Consider the following 17,021-nt stretch of genomic DNA (forward strand, 5'->3'; position numbering starts at 1 on the left):
CGTAGCGTTCGCATCCAGGACTCGGCCGGGAGTCAGGAATGCGAAGCTACGTACCGAAGATATCTTCGAGTTCGAACATCTGTCAAGCGTTCTTCGAAACCTGGTTCGAGAATCTGCCGACACGCTCGAACAGATCTTCCAGATCGGGCCGTTTCTCGGATACGGTTTCGATACGGATACCCCACCACGGACCTCCGACATTCGAACTGCGACGCCGGAATCGCGTACAAAGGAGCACGATGAGCGAGAACTCCGCCCCCGACACCGAGGCGCCGCGTACCCGTCGCCGCAAGAGCCTCAGCCCCAAGCAGATGGCGATCCTCGAGGTCATCCAGAACTCGATCAGCCGGCACGGCTATCCGCCGAGCATGCGCGAGATCGGCGACGCCGTCGGCCTCAAGTCGCTGTCCAGCGTCACGCATCAACTCGGACAGCTGGAGCTCAGCGGCTATCTGCGCCGCGACCCCGGCAAGACCAGGGCCATGGAGGTGCTCATCGACCTCCCCGGCGCGAGCGGCGAGAATCCCGCCGATGTCGCCACCCCGGTCGGAGACGCCGCTCTCGTGCCGCTGGTGGGTCGCATCGCCGCCGGAGTGCCGATCACCGCGGATCAGCAGGTCGAGGAGATCTTCCCGCTCCCCCGGCAGCTCGTCGGCAAGGGCGACCTGTTCATGCTCAAGGTGTCGGGTGAGTCGATGATCGACGCCGCGATCTGCGACGGGGACTGGGTCGTGGTGCGTTCGCAGCACAGCGCGGAGAACGGCGAGATCGTCGCGGCCATGCTCGACGGCGAGGCCACGGTCAAGGTGCTCCGCCGCCGCGACGGACACACCTGGCTCCTCCCCCGCAACTCCGCCTTCGAGCCCATCCTGGGCGACGAGGCCGTGATCCTCGGCAAGATCGTCGCGGTGCTGCGCGCGGTCTGACGACGGCTGACGACAGCGAACCGCCCTTCCCGAGCCCCGGGAAGGGCGGTTCGCTTCTCTCTTCGGACGGGCGTCAGACAGCGACGACCACGTCCTCGCGCACCCGACGCGTGGCCTCGACGATGTTGCGCAGCGACGCCACGGTCTCGTCGTATCCACGCGTCTTCAGACCGCAGTCGGGGTTGACCCACAGCTGGCGCGTCGGGATCTCGTCCACCGCGCGGCGCAGCAGCGACTCGACCTCCTCCGCCGAGGGGACGCGCGGCGAGTGGATGTCGTAGACACCGGGGCCGATGCCGTGATCGAAGCCGACCTCGGCGATGTCCGCCACGACCTCCATGCGGCTGCGGGCCGCCTCGATAGATGTCACGTCGGCGTCGAGGGCGCGGATCGCGTCGATCACGACGCCGAACTCCGAGTAGCAGAGGTGGGTGTGCACCTGGGTGCCCGCCGCCGCGCCACCCGTCGCGAGGCGGAACGAGTCCACCGACCACTGCAGGTACGCGGACTGATCCGCCTTCTTCAGAGGCAGCAGCTCGCGCAGCGCGGGCTCGTCGACCTGGATGATCGCGATACCAGCGGCCTCGAGGTCGGCGATCTCGTCGCGCAGGGCGAGCGCCACCTGGTTCGCGGTCTCGCCGAGCGGCTGGTCGTCTCTGACGAAGGACCAGGCGAGGATCGTGACGGGGCCCGTCAGCATCCCCTTCATGTGCTTGGTCGTGAGCGACTGGGCGTACGTCGACCAGTCCACCGTGATCGGAGCGGGACGGGAGACGTCGCCCCACAGGAGGGACGGACGGGTCGCGCGGGAGCCGTACGACTGCACCCAGCCGTTCTCGGTGACGTCGAAGCCATCGAGGTTCTCGGCGAAGTACTGCACCATGTCATTGCGCTCCGGCTCACCGTGCACGAGCACGTCGAGGCCCAGGTCCTCCTGCAGCGAGACGACGCTGGCGACCTCGCGACGCAGGAACTCCTCGTAGTCCTCGGCGGGGATCTCGCCCCTGGTGAACCGCGCCCGGGCGCGACGGATGTCGCCGGTCTGCGGGAAGGACCCGATCGTCGTGAGCGGCAGCGCCGGAAGGCCGAGGGCCTCCTGCGCGGACTCGCGCTCCTCGTAGGACACGCGCGAGAAGTCCGCCTCGGTGAGTGCACGGGCACGAACGGCACCGTCGCGGACGCCCGGAGCCGAGAGACGGTCCTGCAGGGCAGCGGATGCCGCGTCGAGATCGGCGGCGACGGCCGCACGCCCCTCGGCGAGGCCCCGTGCCAGGGCCACGACCTGCTCGACCTTCTGGTCGGCGAAGGCGAGCCACGAGACCAGACGCGCATCGAGCTTCGTCTCGTCGGTCACATCGTGCGGCACGTGCAGCAGAGAGGTCGACGTGGAGGCAGAGACGCCGGCGGCGCCGAGCGCGCGCAGCGCCTCGAGCGTGTCGAAGGCCGAGGCGAGGTCGCCGCGCCAGATGTTGTGACCGTCGACGACGCCGCCCACGAGGATCTTCCCCTCCAGGCCGGCTGCGCCGGCGGGGACGCCTCCGCGCACGAGGTCGACGGCGATCGCCTCGATCGGGGCGGCGGCCAGCACGGGGAACACCTCACCGAGGTCGGCGTACGGCGCGGCGACCAGGATCGACGGGCGCGCCGCCGCTCCGCCCAGCACCCCGAGGGCGCGGCCGGCGGCATCCGACAGCGCAGCGATCGACGCAGGGAGCGACTCGCTGACCAGGGCGGGCTCGTCGAGCTGCACCCACTCCGCACCGGCGTCCTTCAGCCGCGCGAGCAGCTCGACGTAGACGGGGAGCAGGTCGTCGAGACGCGACAGCGGATCGAACCCCTCGGGGGCGTCGTCCGAGGCCTTCGCCAGAGCGAGGAGGGTCACCGGGCCGACGATGACCGGGCGGGTCGTGAATCCGGCCGCCGCGCCCTCTGCGAACTCGCGGACGACACGGTCACTGGACAGCGAGAACACCGTCTCGGGGCCGATCTCCGGCACCAGGTAGTGGTAGTTCGAGTCGAACCACTTGGTCATCTCGAGCGGGGCGCGCTCCCCCTCGCCGCGGGCGACCGTGAAGTACGCCGGAAGGCCGATGGTGCCGTCCTCCGACCGGAGGTCCTCGAACCGCGCGGGGATCGCGCCGACCGTCACCGCGGCGTCGAGCACCTGGTCGTAGTAAGAGAACGACTCGGGGATGGCGGAGTCGGTGCGGCCGAGGCCGAGCGCGGCGAGACGCTCGCGCGTGGCTGCGCGCAGCTCGGCGGAGGTGGCCTCCAGCTCGGCGAGGTCGGTGCGGCCGGCCCAGAACGCCTCGACGGCCTTCTTCAGCTCGCGACGGCGACCGATACGGGGGTAGCCGAGGATGGTGCCCTCGGGGAATGCGGACATGGGTGTTCCTTTCAGCGGGGGTTCTGGGGTCAGCGGAGTCGGGACACCGGCAGGACGCCGGCCTCCTCAAGGACGGTGAGCACGGTGTCGTGCTGGTTGAACGCGTAGAGGTGCACGCCGGGTGCGCCGCCGGCGACGACCTCCCTGGCGAGGCGCGCGGCCCACTCGACGCCGATCTCGTGCCGGCCCTCGGGGGTCGGCTCCACGTCGAGGGCGATGGCGAGCTCGCTGGGCAGCGTCTCGCCGGTGAGCTCGAGCACGCGAGCGAGCCGGACCGGCGAGACGATCGGCATGATGCCGGGGAGGATCGGGATCGTCACGCCGGCGGCGCGCGCCCTCTCGACGAACGTGAGGTAGTCGTCGGCGTGGAAGAACAGCTGCGTGATCGCGGAGGTCGCGCCAGCGGCCTGCTTCGCGAGCAGCGCGTCGACATCCTGCCAGCGGTGGACGGAGCGCGGGTGCCCGTTGGGGAAGGCGGCGACCGCGATGCTCGCCTTGCGGCGCGCGCTCACGCGTGCGGCGCCGGGGATGCCGGGCACCGGCGACTCCTCGTAGGGGGCGCGCTCCGCCTGCACGCGGTCGATGAGCTGCACGAGCTGCGCCGCGCTCTCCAGATCGCCGAGGAACGGCTCGTCCTGTCCGACGGGCGGATCCCCGCGGAGGGCGAGGAAGCTGAGGATGCCGGCATCCAGGAACTCCCTGATGAGAGTCGCGGCGCCCGCGTAGGTGTTGCCCACGCAGGTGAGGTGCGCGAGGGGCTCGACGGCGGTGTGCTCGCGGATGAAGCGGAGCACCTCCAGGGAGCGTCCCCCGGTCGAGCCGCCGGCGCCGTAGGTCACCGAGATGAAGTCGGGCCCTGCGGCCGCCAGCCGACGGACGGTCTCGTGCAGCGCCTCGTGGCTGGACGCCGAGCGCGGCGGATAGAGCTCGAAGGAGAACGGCACTCGAGGGTTCGGCGTCTCGGAAGACATCTTCTTCTCCTGGGGACAGGGCGGGCACGGGGCCGCGAGCGGCGCAGGACTGCGTCGATCTCGCGGGCGGGTGCCGGGCTCGGCTGTCGCTCCACGCACCGGGGCGAACCGGGCGTTTCCAGAAACCTATGGCACGCCGACGCCCGCCCGCATCCTGTGTGACGTCGTGTGTCGCACGCCAATAGGCTCGAGGCATGTCAATGCCGTTCGGGTCCTGGCCGTCTCCCTTCTCCGCCGCCTCGGTCGCGGCGTCCTCGCCCCGCATCGACGGCGCCCGCTTCGTCGGCCACGAGATCTGGTGGGGCGAGTCGGTGCCCTCCGAGGGCGGGCGCGTGACCGTGCGCAGCTCAGAAGGGCGTGAGGTGCTTCCGGCGCCGTGGAGCGCGCGCTCCCGCGTGCACGAGTACGGCGGAGGCGCCTGGACGGCGAGCCCCGCCGGTTCGCTCTTCTTCGTGAACGCCTCCGATCAGCGCGTGTATCGGCGCGACGACGGCGCAGAGCCGCGCCCGCTCACCCCCGCCGGTCCTGCCCACGGAGGGCTGCGGCTGCAGGGCGGGCGGCTGTTCGCCGTACGAGAGGACCTCACCGCCGACCCCCATCTGCGCGCGATCGTGGAGATCCCGATCGACGGCTCGGCCGCAGACGACGTCGAACGGGTCCGCACGGTCGTCGAGGGCACCGGCTTCTACGCCCATCCCGCGCTCTCCCCTGCCGGCGACCGGATCGCCTGGGTGCAGTGGAGCGGCGATCGGATGCCGTGGGACAGCGCCCGGCTGCACGTCCGCGGTGCGGACGGCGCCGAGCTGGTCCTGCCCACGCGCGCCGCCCTCCAACCGGAGTGGGCCGGTGAGGACGAGCTCGTGTTCGCCGACGATCCCTCCGGCCGCTGGAACCTGCACAGGGTCGCGCTCGACGGCTCGACCCCCGAGCCGATCGCGCCGGCCGATGCCGACACGGGGTACGGACTGTGGGTGCTGGGCAACCGCTGGTACGGGCTCCTCGACGACGGCCGGATCGTCGCCGTGCGGACGAACGGACGCGACGAGGTGGTGCTGATCGACCGTGACGGGTCGACCCGCGCTCTCGCCGTGCCCTGCGACGGTCACGTGAGCGTCGACGACGTGTCGAGGTCCAGGGTGCTGCTGAGCGGCAACGGATCGACCGTCGCTCCGGGAGTCTGGTGCGTCGACCTCGACACGGGCGCCGTGTCGACCGTCGCCGGAGGCGCTCCTGCGGACGCCGCGTGGATGCCGCCGGCGCGTGCGCTGGTCGTCGAAGGGATGCACGGACCGGTGCACGCCTTCGCCTACGCTCCCGCCAACCCCGACGTCTCGACGCCGGAGAGCGGGCGTCCGCCCTATCTCGTGCTCGTGCACGGCGGACCGACCGCCCACGTCACCGGCGCGGCGGCCGCGGCCATCGCCTTCTACACGAGTCGCGGCATCGGGGTGCTCGACGTGAACTACGGCGGGTCGACCGGATACGGCCGCGCCTATCGGGAGAGACTGCTCGGCCAGTGGGGCGTCGTCGACGTCGACGACGTGATCGCCGCCGCACGCGGTCTCGCCGACGCCGGGCTCGCCGACCCCGCGCGCATCGCGATCCGCGGCGGGTCCGCCGGAGGCTGGACCGTGCTCTCCGCCCTCGTGCGCGGAGGAGCGTTCGCCGCGGGGATCAGCCGCTACGGCGTGACCGACCTGCGCGGGCTCGTCGAGCACTCCCACGACTTCGAGGCGTCGTACATCGCGGGCCTCGTGGGGCCCCTCCCGGCATCCGACGCCCTCTACATCGAGCGTTCGCCGCTCACCCATGCGGATCGGATCGACGTCCCCGTGCTGCTGCTGCAGGGCGAGGAGGACCGTGTCGTGCCGCCCGCGCAGTCCGAGGCCATCCGCGACGCCCTGGCCGCGCACGGCGTCGACCACGAGTACGTGCTGTATCCCGGTGAGGGGCACGGCTTCCGCAGTGCCGAGACGATCGTCGACGCCCTGGAGCGTGAGATCGCCTTCCTGCGGCGCGTGATCGGCTGACTACTCCCCGACGCGGTTGCGCAGCCGCATGGCGCGCTCCGCCTCGCGGGTGTCCTGCCGCTCACGCAGCGTCTGCCGCTTGTCGAACTCGCGCTTGCCCTTCGCGAGCGCGATCTCGACCTTGGCGCGGCCGTCGGAGAAGTAGAGCTTCAGCGGGATGAGCGTGTACCCGCCCGCCGACACGGCGTGCTGGAGTTTGGCGATCTCCTCGCGGTGCAGCAGCAGCTTGCGGACCCGCTTGGCCGAGTGGTTCGTCCAGTGACCCTGGGAGTACTCCGGGATGTGCACGGAGTCGAGGAAGACCTCGTTGCCCTTGACGAACGCGTAGCCGTCGCTGAGGTTCGCGCGTCCCTGACGCAGTGACTTGACCTCGGTGCCGGTGAGCACCATCCCCGCCTCGTACGACTTCTCGATGTTGTAGTCGTGACGTGCGCGACGATTGGTCGCGATGACCTTCTCCCCGCGTTCCCTGGGCATGATGCTCTCCTGATTCCGTGCCGTGCGGGCGCACGACAGCCTGTCAGCTTATCAGGTGCGCAGCCACCGGCGGATCGCGAAGCCGGCCGACAGCGCCGCGAGGAGCACGCCGATGCCGATGAGCACGGGCACCACATATGCGGCATCCTGCATGCTCACCCAGGTCGTGATGAACGGCACCCTGCCGCGCAGATATCCTTCGACCCCGAAGTGCACCCCTGCGACGACCGCCGCGCTGGCGAGCACGGAGCCGAGGAACGCCGCGAACACTCCCTCGAGCACGAACGGCGTCTGGATGAAGCGGTTCGATGCTCCGACGAGCCTCATGATGCCGATCTCCTTGCGCCGCGCGTACGCCGACAGTCGGATGGTCGTGCCTATCAGGAGGATCGCGGCGATCAGCATCAGCGCGGCGATGCCGACCGCGATGTACGTCGCCACGGTGAGCGCCGAGAACAGCGGTTCGAGGTACTGCAGCTGGTCCTTCACCTGCTCGACGCCGACCTTGCCGCTGAACGCCTCGACGAGGACCTGCGACTGGGTCGGGTCCTTGAGCGTGACGTAGAAGCTCTCCGACATCTGGTCGGCCGTGAACAGGCTGGCCTTGTCCTCGCCGAGCTGCGCGACGATGTTCGCGTAGGCCTCGTCCTTGTTCTCGAATCGGACGTTCGAGATGAGTCGTGCGAGCGCGTCCCCTTCCAGGGTCGCCTTGACCGCGGCGACCTGATCCTCGTCGGCCGCGCCGCCGACGCAGGCGTTCGTGGGCTCGGACAGCGGCGAGCACATCGAGACCACCACCTGCGCGCGGTCGGTCCAGTAGCCGCGCATGGTGCCGATCTGAGCCTGCATGAGGATCGCCGCTCCGACGAACGTCAAGGACACGAAGGTCACCAGCACGACGGAGATCACCATCGAGATGTTGCGTCGAAGGCCGCCGAGGGCCTCCGTGAGGATGAGTCCGATTCTCATGAGGTCGGCCCCACTTCGTCGTCGCCGTCGTCGGAGAGGCCCAACCTGTCGGCGACGCCGAGCTCGGCGACGTCGACCTGCGGGAGGACGATCGGGTGCGTGCGGGGGCCCACCGCGGCGGGAGCCTCTGCGGGCTTCTCCTCCTGCGGTGCCTGCTGCGGCTCGATGGGGGCCGCCTGCGCTTCGGGGATCTCGGATGCCGCGGGCACGGCGTCGGGGGTCGAGGCCTCCGCCTTGCGCTGAGCGCTCAGCTCCTCTGCCAGCGCCGCACGGACGACCGAGAGGTCGGCGGTCTGCCGCTGGACCTCCTGGACGGCGGTGAGGGCCGCGGCCGCCGCGGCTCCTCGCACCTCCTCGGGGACGAGGCGCGGGATGTTCGAGGTGTCGCCGTAGCCGCCGTGGACCTCGTCACGCACCATCTCGCCGTCGCGGAGCTCGATCACGCGACGCTGCATCGCGTCGACGAACGCGGCCTCGTGCGTCGCCATGAGCACCGTCGTGCCACCGGCGTTGATCCGGGCGAGCAGCTGCATGATGTCGACGGAGGTCGCGGGGTCGAGGTTTCCGGTGGGCTCGTCGGCGAGCAGCACCTGAGGGCGGTTCACGAGAGCGCGGGCGATGGCCACGCGCTGCTGCTCGCCGCCGGAGAGCTCATGGGGCATGCGCTTCTGCTTGCCGTCGAGGCCCACGAGCGCCAGCGCCTCCGGCACCGCCTGCTGGATGAAGCCGCGCGAGGATCCGGTCACCTGGAGCGTGAAGGCGACGTTCTGGAAGACGGTCTTCGACGGGAGCAGGCGGAAGTCCTGGAACACCGAGCCGATGTGGCGGCGGAAGTACGGGACCTTGCGGTTCGCGAGGGATCGGAGGTCACGGCCGAGCACGGCGACACGGCCCGACGTCGGCACATCCTCTCGGAGGATGAGTCGCAGGCACGACGACTTGCCGGACCCCGACGCCCCCACGAGGAAGACGAACTCTCCTCGCTGGACCTCGAAGTCGACACCGGACAGAGCGGGCCTGGTGGTCCCGCGATAGCGTTTCGTGACGTTCTCGAACCGAATCATGGCGGTACGAGCCTAAGCGCCTGCTCCCGTCTGCCGTCGAGCGACACCCCGCAGCCATGAGCGTGTCACCGCTCACTGCTATACATGAAGGTGCTGATCCACGCCGCCCGCGTGGGCTCCGAGGTCCGAGGGGGACACGATGACCACACCCGCAGGCTGGTACGACGACGGCTCCGGACGCCAGCGGTGGTGGGACGGCGAGCAGTGGACGGAGCACTTCGCTCCGCTCGTCGAGCCCGAGGCGCCCGCGACGGATGCCGCCCCCGTGGCCGAGAGCACCCCGGACACGCAGCTCTCCTCGGAGACGCCCGTCGAACAGACGCCGCAGACGGATGCCGCGGTCGAGGCCGCCGCAGCGGTCGACGCCGCCCCGACCGAGACCGCCCCCGCCCTCGCCGCCGACGACGCGGAGACGAGCACCGCTGCCGATGCGCCGTCGGACATCGAGGGCACCGTCATCGCGTCCGAGGCCGTCGCATCCCCCGAGACGCCGATCGCCGCCCCCGAGGATGCGGTCATCGCTCCGGAGGCTGCGGCCCCTGCAGAGACCGCGGCGCCCGCTGAGACCGAGGTTGCAGCCGCGCCGGACTGGTCCGCCCCTGCGGCGGGCGCGCCCCAGGACGAGCAGCCGACGAGCCCCTTCATCGCACCGGGCGCGACGGCGCCGACGGCTCCGCTTCCGCCCTATGCCTCGGGAGCCCCGGCCCAGGGATACCCCGCCCCGGGCGCATACCCCGGCTCGGCGCCGGCACAGCCCTACCCCGGCACGGCGCCGACCTACCCCGGAGCTGCGCCGACGTACCCCGGCGCCGCGCCGAGCTACCCCGGAGCGGCTCCCAGCTACCCCGGCGCCTACCAGGCCCCCTACGCGGCCGCCCCCACGGGCCCCGTGCCGCTCTCCGTCCTGGGTCTCGTCGGCCTCGGCATCGCCGGACTCGGCACGATCCTCTCCTGCATCCCGTTCACGATCATCTTCGGCTGGTTCCTCCTCTTCGCCGGATTCGTCGTGTCTCTGATCTCGGTGTTCCTCAAGGGACGCAAGTGGCCGGGAATCGCGGGAATCATCGTCTCGGTGCTGGGCACGATCCTCGCGGTGGTGATGGCCATCGTGTTCACCGTCTCGGCCGTCGGCTCCGCGATCAGAGACCTGCCGACCGATCTCCCGACGAGCAGCACCGACTCGGGAACCGACACCGGCACGGACTCCGGCACGGACTCCAGCGACAGCGGCTCAGCCTCCGGAACGGTCGTCGAGGGCGCGATGGGCGAGACGGTGACCGTCCCGCACTCGACCGGGACCGGCGACATCGTCATCGGCTCGGCAACCTGGAGCACGTCCGACGGCAGCGGCATCGACGCCACCAACGGCGGATTCCTCACGATCGATGTGACGTGGACGGGCGTCGACGGCACCACGTACGTCGGCCCGTTCTACTTCACGGTCGAGACCGCCGACGGCACCGAGGGCACCTACGACTTCTTCGCCGACAGCCAGTTCGAGAACGCAGAGCTGGCGGCCGGGGAGACGGCGCATGGCACGGCGACGTTCGACATCGCGCAGAGCGATTCCTACACGGTCGTCGTGCTCGATGGCATCCTGCAGCCCGTGGCGCGCATCACCGTGACGCCGTCGGCCGGCTGATCCCGACGGAGGGCGACAGATGACGATTCCGGCGGGCTGGTACGACGACGGGTCAGGACGTCGGCGGTGGTGGGACGGCCTGCAGTGGACCGAGCACCTCGTGGAGGCGCCCGCACCGGCCCCGGCGCCGGCAGACTCCACGGCTTCCGCGCACCCCGTTGATGCCGCTCAGAGTGCAGACGCTGCCGCCGCCGCGGCTGTCGCGTCCACGCCCAGCGACGCGGCTCCGTTCGCCCCTCCCTTCGAGCTGCCCGCTCCCGGGGCGTCGGCCGCTCAGTTCGCCGAACAGCCGACCGTGTACCCCGGATACTCCGGATCCGCTCCCCCGTACGCGACCGCACCCGCGCCCGCGAAGAAGGGGCTGTCCGTCCTGGGGCTGGTGGGCCTCATCGTCGCCGTCGTCGGCATCGTCGTCTCGTGCATCCCCCCGATCGCCGTCGGCGGCTGGGTGCTGCTCGGCCTCGGTTTCGCGCTGTCGATCGTCTCGCTGTTCCTCCGCGGAGCCAAGTGGCCGGGCTTCCTCGGTCTGGGCGCCAGCGGTCTCGGCGCGATCCTCGCGGTGGCCGTGGCCCTCATCTCGTTCACGGGATCGGCCGACCCCTCCGGTCCTGTCGCCGAGGAGAGCACCGCCCCCTCCGATGCGCCGAGCGCTGAACCGACCCCGGTCGATCCCGCCGACGTCGACGGCGCGGTCATGAAGGGCCTGATCGAACTGACGGTGGGAGACTGCATCCCCCTCATCGATTACGGGGATAAGGGGGTGTACGAGGTGCCCGTCGTCCCGTGCGATCAGCCGCACACCGACGAGGTCTACTTCGTGTTCGACGTCGAAGGGCCCGAATTCCCCGGCGACAAGGCGGTCGACGTCGAGGCCCAGACCCGGTGCAGAGCCGAGTTCGAGACCTTCGTCGGCATCCCGTATGCGGACTCCGTGTTGGATTTCTACTACTACGTGCCCACGAAGCGCAGCTGGACGCTCGACGACGACCACGCGATCCAGTGCATCGTCTACAGCGAGGAGGACGTCACCGGCACTCTCGCCGGCGCCGCCCAGTGACCTCGATCAGTCTTCTTCTTTGCGCTTCCGCCAGCGGATGCCAGCGGAGATGAAGCCGTCGAGGTCGCCGTCGAACACGGCGGCGGGGTTGCCGGACTCGTGCCCGGTGCGCAGGTCCTTGACGAGCTGCTGGCCGTAGAGGAAGTAGGAGCGCATCTGGTCGCCCCAGCTCGCCGTGATGTTGCCGGCGAGCTCCTTCTTCTTCGCTGCTTCCTGCTCCTTCTGCAGGAGCAGGAGGCGGGTCTGCAGCACGCGCATGGCGGCGGCGCGGTTCTGGATCTGCGACTTCTCGTTCTGCATCGACACGACGATGCCGGTCGGGAGGTGCGTGAGGCGCACGGCGGAGTCGGTGGTGTTGACCGACTGGCCTCCGGGGCCGGACGACCGGAACACATCGACGCGGATGTCACCCTCGGGGATGTCGACCTCGGTCGCCTCCTCCATGAGCGGGATGACCTCGACGGCGGCGAAGGACGTCTGACGCTTGTCGGCGGAGCCGAACGGGCTGATGCGAGCGAGCCTGTGGGTGCCGGCCTCGACCGACAGCGTGCCGAAGGCATAGGGGGCCTCGATCTCGAACGTGGCCGACTTGATGCCAGCGCCCTCCGCGTAGGAGGTGTCCATGACCTTGACCGGGTACTTGTGCTGCTCGGCCCAGCGCAGGTACATGCGCATGAGCATCTCGGCGAAGTCGGTGGCGTCGTCGCCGCCCGCGCCGGAGCGGATCGTGATGATGGCGCTGCGCTCGTCGTACTCGCCGTCCATGAGCGTCTGCACCTCGAGCTGATTGATCAGCTCGGTGAGCGCGGCGAGCTCGGCGCGCGCCTCGGCGGCGGAGTCCTCGTCGTCCATCTCGTTGGCGAGGCCGACGAGCACTTCGAGGTCGTCGAGGCGGTTGCCGATGCCCTCGACCCTGGCGAGGGCCGACTGGCGGTGGCTGAGCGCGCTGGTCACCTTCTGGGCCCGCTCGGTGTCGTCCCAGAGGTCGGGGGCACCGGCCTCTTCGCTGAGGCGGGCGATGTCTGTGCGGAGCGCTTCGACATCGACGACCTCGCGGATGTCACCGTAGGTGACTCGCAGGGCCTGGATGTCGGCGGAGAGATCGAGTTCGAGCATGGCTCACCCAGCCTAGCCTGCCGAGTAGAGTCGCAGTGATGAGCAGCGCATCCGTGGTCCTGAGGCAGTTCGGGCCCATGGTGTACCTGCCGACGCTGCTGTTCTCGCTGGGCGAGGGCGCGGTGATCCCGCTGATCCCCGTGGTCGCGGCGTCGATGGGCGCCGATATCGCCCTCGCCGCGCTCATCTCGTCCGCTCTGGTGGTCGGTCAGCTCTGCGGCAATCTGCCCGCAGGATGGGCTGTCGCCCGCATCGGCGAGCGTATGACGATGGTGATCGGCGGCGTCGTGGCGATCGCGGCGGGCGTGCTGATGCTGTTCGCTCCGACGCCCGCTGTGCTCGCGGCATCCGTCTTCCTGCTCGGCTTCTGCGCTGCGGCGTTCGGGCTGGCGCGGCACGCCTTCATGACGACGCGCGTGCCCGTGGACTTCCGCGCCAGGGCGCTGTCGCTCCTGGGCGGCAGTTTCCGCCTCGGGATCTTCATCGGTCCGTTCGTCGCCGCCGGGCTCCTGCAGTTGTTCGGCGCCGAGGCCGCCGCGTTCTGGTTCTTCCTCGTCTGCCTCGTGGTGATGGTCGTGCTCGTCGTGTTCGGCCCCGACCCGGAGAAGACCGTCCCGGTGCCGCCCTCCTCTGTGTTGACCGAGGACTCGGGCGAGGTGGTGAGCGGTTCGATCCCGACGATCGAGCGCGCCGGGGTCTTCCGCACGATGTGGCAGCAGCGTGCCGTGCTCGGGCGTCTCGGGCTGGCGGCCGCGTCGCTCTCGGCGGTGCGCTCGGCCCGCCAGGTGCTCCTGCCGCTGTGGGGCCTCTCCCTCGGTCTCGACGCCTCCACGATCGCCCTCGTGGTGGGTGTCTCCGGCGCGATCGACTTCGCCCTGTTCTACGCGAGCGGGCAGGTGATGGACCGGTTCGGCCGACTCTGGGCGGCGATGCCCGCCATGGTGCTCATGGGAGCGGGGTTCCTCGCCCTCTCGTTCACGCACGACCTGGACGCCTCCGTGCTGTGGTTCGGCATGTTCGCGGCCATGCTCGGCGTCGGCAACGGCCTGTCCAGCGGAATCCTGCTCACGCTCGGCGCCGATGTCGCTCCGAAGCGCGAACCGGCGGCCTTCCTCGGTTCCTGGCGGACGCTGACGGATGCCGGGGGCGCCGTCGCCCCGTTGATGATCTCCGGGGTCATCGCGGTCGCATCCCTGCCGGTCGCCGCAGCCGCCATCGGAGTGGTCGGTCTGCTGGGCGCTGTGGGCTTCATCCGCTGGATCCCGATGTTCGTGCCGCGGACGGCGGCCGACGAGACCTGATCGATCCGGCACGACCGCGTTCACTGCAGCGCCGTGCGACTGGTGCCCGTCGCCTCGAGGCGGACGCCGTCCGGCAGGAACAGGGAGAAGAGCGGCGGATGCCACTCCCCCTCCACCGTCACGCGCGCGGACAGTCCGTCCGGGGTGCCGGCGGACACGAGACGCGCATCCGTCGGCAGCGCGGAGAGCAGTGCGTCGACCTGCGCGCGAACACCCTCGTCGTCGAGTTCGGCTCGCGCCTCCTCACCGTCGAGGGTCAGCGTGAAGCCGTCCGCTCCGGCGAGCGCGGCGGAGTCGGCGAGCGCGTCGAGCCGCTTCTGGGTGACGTAGAGATCGGTCGCGCAGACGCACACGAAGATCAGGGTGAGCGCGAGGAGAGCGTAACCGAGCGCCAGCAGGAGGACACTCCCTTCGTCGTCGCCTGCCGTCCGAGCGGCCATCAGCCGCCCGCCCACAGTCGGGAGATCTTCTGCACCGAGGCGGCCTCGACCGGGATCGCCGTGGACTCGTCGAGCCCCAGCACCGACGGCATCAGGGGCAACTCGATGCGGGTGCGGACCGTGACCGTCAGCGTGGCTCCCGCGGCTGGGCACTCCGCGCCGACCGGCGTGCATACGAGCGACACCTCGACGGACTCGGGGTCGAGGCCGTACTCCTCGACGACCGCCGCGAGCACCTGCTCGCCCCGATCTCCGGCGCTCTCGGGGTCGGATGCCTGGGCGATCAACCGAGCCGTGTGCCGCGCGGCCGCTTCGACTCCGAGGGTCTGCTCCTGGATGATCCCGAGCGTCGCGATCAGGTAGACGAGAGGCACGAGCAGGATGAGCCCGACCGTGATGAACTCGAGTGCGGCCGAGCCGTCTTCATTCTTCACCCAGCGACTCCACCGGCGCATGCGCTTCCACCTCCAGAGCGTGTGGGATGCCGAGCAGACCGATCACAGGGAGCGTGGTGCGAACTCTCACAGTGACCTCCTGCTCCGTCACCGAGATCGTCACGTCCTCCGCGTAGGACGCCCCCACCGCGCGGTTCACGGCGATCCGAGTGCGCTCCACTCCCTCCTCGGGCTCTGTGTCGGCGAGCGCCGCGTGGTAGGCGCCCTCCACCGCGGCATCGTGTACGACATTGCGCACGTACACGGCGAGCGCGAGCTGCAGCACGGCGAGCGTGAGCACTGTGAGGAGCGTGCCCACCAGAACGAACTCCACCGCACTGGATCCGCGCTCATCGACGAGCACACGCCGCAGGGACATGTCAGAGCCCCGAGACCCGTTGGATGGCCTGCTCGAACAGGGCGCTCAATGCGGGCCCCGCGACCGCCCAGATGAGAACGACCAGTCCCGCGGTCATCAGTGTGAACATGCCCTATTCCCGCGCCGGGATCAGGCACTATTCACGAATGCGACTAGGCCGAGATGCCACCTCGCACCGCGCCCATGGTGCGCCGTGCTCTGGCATCCGCACGCGATGAGGCTCGCTCCCTCACGCGGCGCGCCGTGAACGGATCGGCCGCGACGCCCTCGGCGGATGCCGCGGCGCGGCCGAGCAGCACGGCATAGCGAATCGGGGTGATTCCGAGCTCGGAGCGAATGAGGGCATCTCGCGACGGAGTCGAGTGCGGATGCGCGGCCTCGAAGGCGAGAAGTTCAGCAGGGCTCATGACGGGTATGGTGCCTGAGACCTCCGACATACGCTGGTCGAATGGACGACCTCGCCGACCTGCAGCCCCGATGCCCGAACTGCGGGACCGTGATGCGTGATCATCCGCGCGGGTTCGCATGCGCGTGCGGGCACATCGAGGACCACGGCGCCGAGCTCGACGCGATCGCCATCCCTCCGGAGTTCGACGGCCCCACCCTTCACGGTGGCTGACGTCGGAGCGCCGACGTAGACTCATCTCCTCGGCCGGAGGAAGGAACGCCGGCATTGGGAAGCGCAGGACCACTGACTCGGGCGCGGGTCGCGCGTGAAGCGGAGTGGAGACAGATCCGCACCGCCGCTCTGAAGGGGCCGCTGCAGTCGCTCAGCGACCGAGAGCTCGACCTCAACACGCAGCCCATCACGGTCTACCCGCGGGCCGCGCAACGCCGCGTGCGGGCCTGGGTGCGGTTCGGCCCCGAGGCCGTCCGTGTCGACGCACGGATCGTCCGCTCGACACCCCTCGCGGCGGGGATCGAGTTCTCCGCTGAGGAGACGACCTTCCGCTGTTGGGTGTGGGGCAACGCGGTGACGATCGACGACGTCGGCGACGAGGCGTAGGGTCACTGCCATGTGTGGACGATTCGCAATGGATGCTGGCACCGACGAGCTCATCCGGGAGTATGTCGCCGACGGCGGGCGCCCGGAGGACTGGTGGAAGGACTTCCACGGCGCGTACTCGATCGCCCCCACCGATGACGCGGTGATCGTCCGCGACCGCGGCGAGGGCCGCATCCTCGAACTCGTGCGGTGGGACTGGCAGAAGCCCGCGAACCGCCCCAAGGGCGCACCGATCATCAACGCCCGGATGGAGAAGCTCGCCACCGGGTTCTGGGCGCCCGCGTTCTCCGCGGCCCGGTGCATCGTCCCCATGCGCGGCTACTTCGAATGGACCGGCGACAAGACCCCGAAGACCCCGCACTTCCTCCACGGCGACGGGCTCGTCTCCGCCGCCGGGCTCACCTGGTCGATGGAACTCCCGAACGGCGAACGGTCCCGCTGCATGGTCGTCATCACACGGGCGGCCCGCGACGCATCCGGGACTGTGCACGACCGGATGCCGGCGTTCCTCACCCCTGACACGTGGGATCAGTGGCTCTCCCCGGAGAAGCTCACCGGACAGGCCAAGATCAACACCCTCGCGATGCTCGACCACACCTCCTCCGACGTCGCCTCCACGATCCGCGAGCACATCGTCGACACGAAGGTCAACAACGCCCGCACCGTCAACCGCGACGACCCGTCTCTGCTCGCCCCGGCCTCCTAGGCTGGACAGATGCTTGTTGGAATGATCCGCCCACGAGGCCAGCAGACGACCGATGTCACCGGCCCATCCCTCGAAGACGTGCAGCAGCAGCTCGAAGCGCTCCGCCCCGAAGGGTAC

General features: G+C 70.1%; 18 protein-coding genes. 8 read left to right on the top strand and 10 right to left on the bottom strand.

The genetic code is table 11. The annotated features are described in order from the left end of the window. Nucleotides 1-239: 239 nt before the first annotated feature. On the top strand, nt 240-926 hold the full coding sequence (lexA, locus tag CQ047_RS00975) for a transcriptional repressor LexA (RefSeq protein ID WP_105672403.1): 687 nt from the start codon (nt 240-242) through the stop codon (nt 924-926). Between the two features lie 73 nt (nt 927-999). On the opposite strand, the gene metE is transcribed toward lexA, so the two are convergent. Next, nucleotides 1,000-3,312 (bottom strand): 5-methyltetrahydropteroyltriglutamate--homocysteine S-methyltransferase, encoded by a 2,313-nt coding sequence (metE, locus tag CQ047_RS00980; RefSeq protein ID WP_105672404.1) that lies wholly within the window; start codon nt 3,310-3,312, stop codon nt 1,000-1,002. A gap of 29 nt (nt 3,313-3,341) precedes the next feature. Beyond that, complete coding sequence (locus CQ047_RS00985; protein ID WP_105672405.1) at nt 3,342-4,283, bottom strand: methylenetetrahydrofolate reductase; 942 nt, start codon at nt 4,281-4,283, stop codon at nt 3,342-3,344. A gap of 194 nt (nt 4,284-4,477) precedes the next feature. Between CQ047_RS00985 and CQ047_RS00990 the strand changes: the two genes are divergently transcribed. Further along, nucleotides 4,478-6,313 (top strand): prolyl oligopeptidase family serine peptidase, encoded by a 1,836-nt coding sequence (locus CQ047_RS00990; protein WP_105672406.1) that lies wholly within the window; start codon nt 4,478-4,480, stop codon nt 6,311-6,313. On the opposite strand, the gene smpB is transcribed toward CQ047_RS00990, so the two are convergent. Genes smpB through ftsE form a run of 3 tightly spaced genes read right to left on the bottom strand, consistent with a single transcriptional unit; the run spans nt 6,314 to nt 8,823 of the window. Then, complete coding sequence (gene smpB / locus CQ047_RS00995) at nt 6,314-6,790, bottom strand: SsrA-binding protein SmpB (protein ID WP_060927199.1); 477 nt, start codon at nt 6,788-6,790, stop codon at nt 6,314-6,316. It abuts the gene before it with no gap. A gap of 51 nt (nt 6,791-6,841) precedes the next feature. Beyond that, complete coding sequence (ftsX, locus tag CQ047_RS01000) at nt 6,842-7,759, bottom strand: permease-like cell division protein FtsX (protein ID WP_105672407.1); 918 nt, start codon at nt 7,757-7,759, stop codon at nt 6,842-6,844. Further along, on the bottom strand, nt 7,756-8,823 hold the full coding sequence (gene ftsE / locus CQ047_RS01005; RefSeq protein ID WP_105672408.1) for a cell division ATP-binding protein FtsE: 1,068 nt from the start codon (nt 8,821-8,823) through the stop codon (nt 7,756-7,758). The genes ftsX and ftsE overlap by 4 nt, the downstream gene beginning before the upstream one ends. A 139-nt stretch (nt 8,824-8,962) precedes the next feature. On the opposite strand from ftsE, the gene CQ047_RS18635 reads away from it, so the two are divergent. Next, entirely contained in the window at nt 8,963-10,465 is a 1,503-nt protein-coding gene (locus tag CQ047_RS18635) for a DUF2510 domain-containing protein (protein WP_146114244.1), read from the top strand. Nucleotides 10,466-10,484: 19 nt separating this feature from the next. Beyond that, complete coding sequence (locus CQ047_RS01015) at nt 10,485-11,522, top strand: DUF2510 domain-containing protein (protein WP_105672409.1); 1,038 nt, start codon at nt 10,485-10,487, stop codon at nt 11,520-11,522. Nucleotides 11,523-11,528: 6 nt separating this feature from the next. Here the strand turns inward: CQ047_RS01015 and prfB are convergent, their stop codons facing one another. Next, on the bottom strand, nt 11,529-12,638 hold the full coding sequence (prfB, locus tag CQ047_RS01020) for a peptide chain release factor 2 (RefSeq protein WP_105672410.1): 1,110 nt from the start codon (nt 12,636-12,638) through the stop codon (nt 11,529-11,531). Nucleotides 12,639-12,676: 38 nt separating this feature from the next. Between prfB and CQ047_RS01025 the strand changes: the two genes are divergently transcribed. Beyond that, complete coding sequence (locus CQ047_RS01025; protein ID WP_105672411.1) at nt 12,677-13,939, top strand: MFS transporter; 1,263 nt, start codon at nt 12,677-12,679, stop codon at nt 13,937-13,939. Nucleotides 13,940-13,959: 20 nt separating this feature from the next. Here CQ047_RS01025 and CQ047_RS01030 read toward each other — a convergent pair whose 3' ends face one another. The 4 genes from CQ047_RS01030 to CQ047_RS18760 form a co-directional block, all read right to left on the bottom strand. Continuing rightward, the gene (locus tag CQ047_RS01030) at nt 13,960-14,379 is read right to left on the bottom strand and encodes a pilus assembly protein TadG-related protein (protein WP_105672432.1); all 420 of its coding nucleotides are present in this window, start codon (nt 14,377-14,379) and stop codon (nt 13,960-13,962) included. Further along, nucleotides 14,379-14,813, bottom strand: coding sequence for a TadE family protein (locus CQ047_RS01035; protein ID WP_308737038.1), 435 nt, complete (start codon nt 14,811-14,813; stop codon nt 14,379-14,381). The genes CQ047_RS01030 and CQ047_RS01035 overlap by 1 nt, the downstream gene beginning before the upstream one ends. Then, nucleotides 14,803-15,192, bottom strand: coding sequence for a TadE/TadG family type IV pilus assembly protein (locus CQ047_RS01040; protein WP_181155787.1), 390 nt, complete (start codon nt 15,190-15,192; stop codon nt 14,803-14,805). The genes CQ047_RS01035 and CQ047_RS01040 overlap by 11 nt, the downstream gene beginning before the upstream one ends. Nucleotides 15,193-15,344: 152 nt before the next feature. Then, a complete protein-coding gene (locus CQ047_RS18760) occupies nt 15,345-15,599 on the bottom strand; it encodes a DUF3263 domain-containing protein (protein ID WP_181155788.1) in 255 nt (84 codons plus the stop codon). A 41-nt stretch (nt 15,600-15,640) separates the two neighbouring features. Here CQ047_RS18760 and CQ047_RS18765 point away from each other — a divergent pair, with 41 nt between their 5' ends. Genes CQ047_RS18765 through CQ047_RS01055 form a run of 3 tightly spaced genes read left to right on the top strand, consistent with a single transcriptional unit; the run spans nt 15,641 to nt 16,904 of the window. Next, a complete protein-coding gene (locus tag CQ047_RS18765; protein WP_181155789.1) occupies nt 15,641-15,811 on the top strand; it encodes a hypothetical protein in 171 nt (56 codons plus the stop codon). 54 nt (nt 15,812-15,865) lie between these two features. Further along, on the top strand, nt 15,866-16,198 hold the full coding sequence (locus CQ047_RS01050; protein ID WP_258132421.1) for a hypothetical protein: 333 nt from the start codon (nt 15,866-15,868) through the stop codon (nt 16,196-16,198). A 10-nt stretch (nt 16,199-16,208) separates the two neighbouring features. Next, nucleotides 16,209-16,904: an SOS response-associated peptidase gene (locus tag CQ047_RS01055; RefSeq protein WP_105672414.1), complete on the top strand. Its 696-nt coding sequence runs from the start codon at nt 16,209-16,211 to the stop codon at nt 16,902-16,904. Nucleotides 16,905-17,021 lie beyond the last annotated feature (117 nt).

The sequence above is a fragment of the Microbacterium sp. MYb72 genome, assembly GCF_002979415.1.
Taxonomy (GTDB): domain Bacteria; phylum Actinomycetota; class Actinomycetes; order Actinomycetales; family Microbacteriaceae; genus Microbacterium; species Microbacterium natoriense.

What these genes read in the sequence shown, in the direction of transcription:
- CQ047_RS00990 (WP_105672406.1), top strand. Translation starts at nt 4,478, where the DNA reads ATGTCAATGCCGTTCGGGTCCTGGCCGTCTCCCTTCTCCGCCGCCTCG.
- CQ047_RS01025 (WP_105672411.1), top strand. Translation starts at nt 12,677, where the DNA reads ATGAGCAGCGCATCCGTGGTCCTGAGGCAGTTCGGGCCCATGGTGTAC.
- CQ047_RS18760 (WP_181155788.1), bottom strand. Translation starts at nt 15,599, where the DNA reads ATGAGCCCTGCTGAACTTCTCGCCTTCGAGGCCGCGCATCCGCACTCG.
- CQ047_RS01055 (WP_105672414.1), top strand. Translation starts at nt 16,209, where the DNA reads ATGTGTGGACGATTCGCAATGGATGCTGGCACCGACGAGCTCATCCGG.
- ftsE (WP_105672408.1), bottom strand. Translation starts at nt 8,823, where the DNA reads ATGATTCGGTTCGAGAACGTCACGAAACGCTATCGCGGGACCACCAGG.
- CQ047_RS01015 (WP_105672409.1), top strand. Translation starts at nt 10,485, where the DNA reads ATGACGATTCCGGCGGGCTGGTACGACGACGGGTCAGGACGTCGGCGG.
- CQ047_RS18765 (WP_181155789.1), top strand. Translation starts at nt 15,641, where the DNA reads ATGGACGACCTCGCCGACCTGCAGCCCCGATGCCCGAACTGCGGGACC.
- metE (WP_105672404.1), bottom strand. Translation starts at nt 3,312, where the DNA reads ATGTCCGCATTCCCCGAGGGCACCATCCTCGGCTACCCCCGTATCGGT.
- ftsX (WP_105672407.1), bottom strand. Translation starts at nt 7,759, where the DNA reads ATGAGAATCGGACTCATCCTCACGGAGGCCCTCGGCGGCCTTCGACGC.
- lexA (WP_105672403.1), top strand. Translation starts at nt 240, where the DNA reads ATGAGCGAGAACTCCGCCCCCGACACCGAGGCGCCGCGTACCCGTCGC.
- prfB (WP_105672410.1), bottom strand. Translation starts at nt 12,638, where the DNA reads ATGCTCGAACTCGATCTCTCCGCCGACATCCAGGCCCTGCGAGTCACC.
- smpB (WP_060927199.1), bottom strand. Translation starts at nt 6,790, where the DNA reads ATGCCCAGGGAACGCGGGGAGAAGGTCATCGCGACCAATCGTCGCGCA.
- CQ047_RS00985 (WP_105672405.1), bottom strand. Translation starts at nt 4,283, where the DNA reads ATGTCTTCCGAGACGCCGAACCCTCGAGTGCCGTTCTCCTTCGAGCTC.
- CQ047_RS18635 (WP_146114244.1), top strand. Translation starts at nt 8,963, where the DNA reads ATGACCACACCCGCAGGCTGGTACGACGACGGCTCCGGACGCCAGCGG.
- CQ047_RS01040 (WP_181155787.1), bottom strand. Translation starts at nt 15,192, where the DNA reads ATGTCCCTGCGGCGTGTGCTCGTCGATGAGCGCGGATCCAGTGCGGTG.
- CQ047_RS01030 (WP_105672432.1), bottom strand. Translation starts at nt 14,379, where the DNA reads ATGGCCGCTCGGACGGCAGGCGACGACGAAGGGAGTGTCCTCCTGCTG.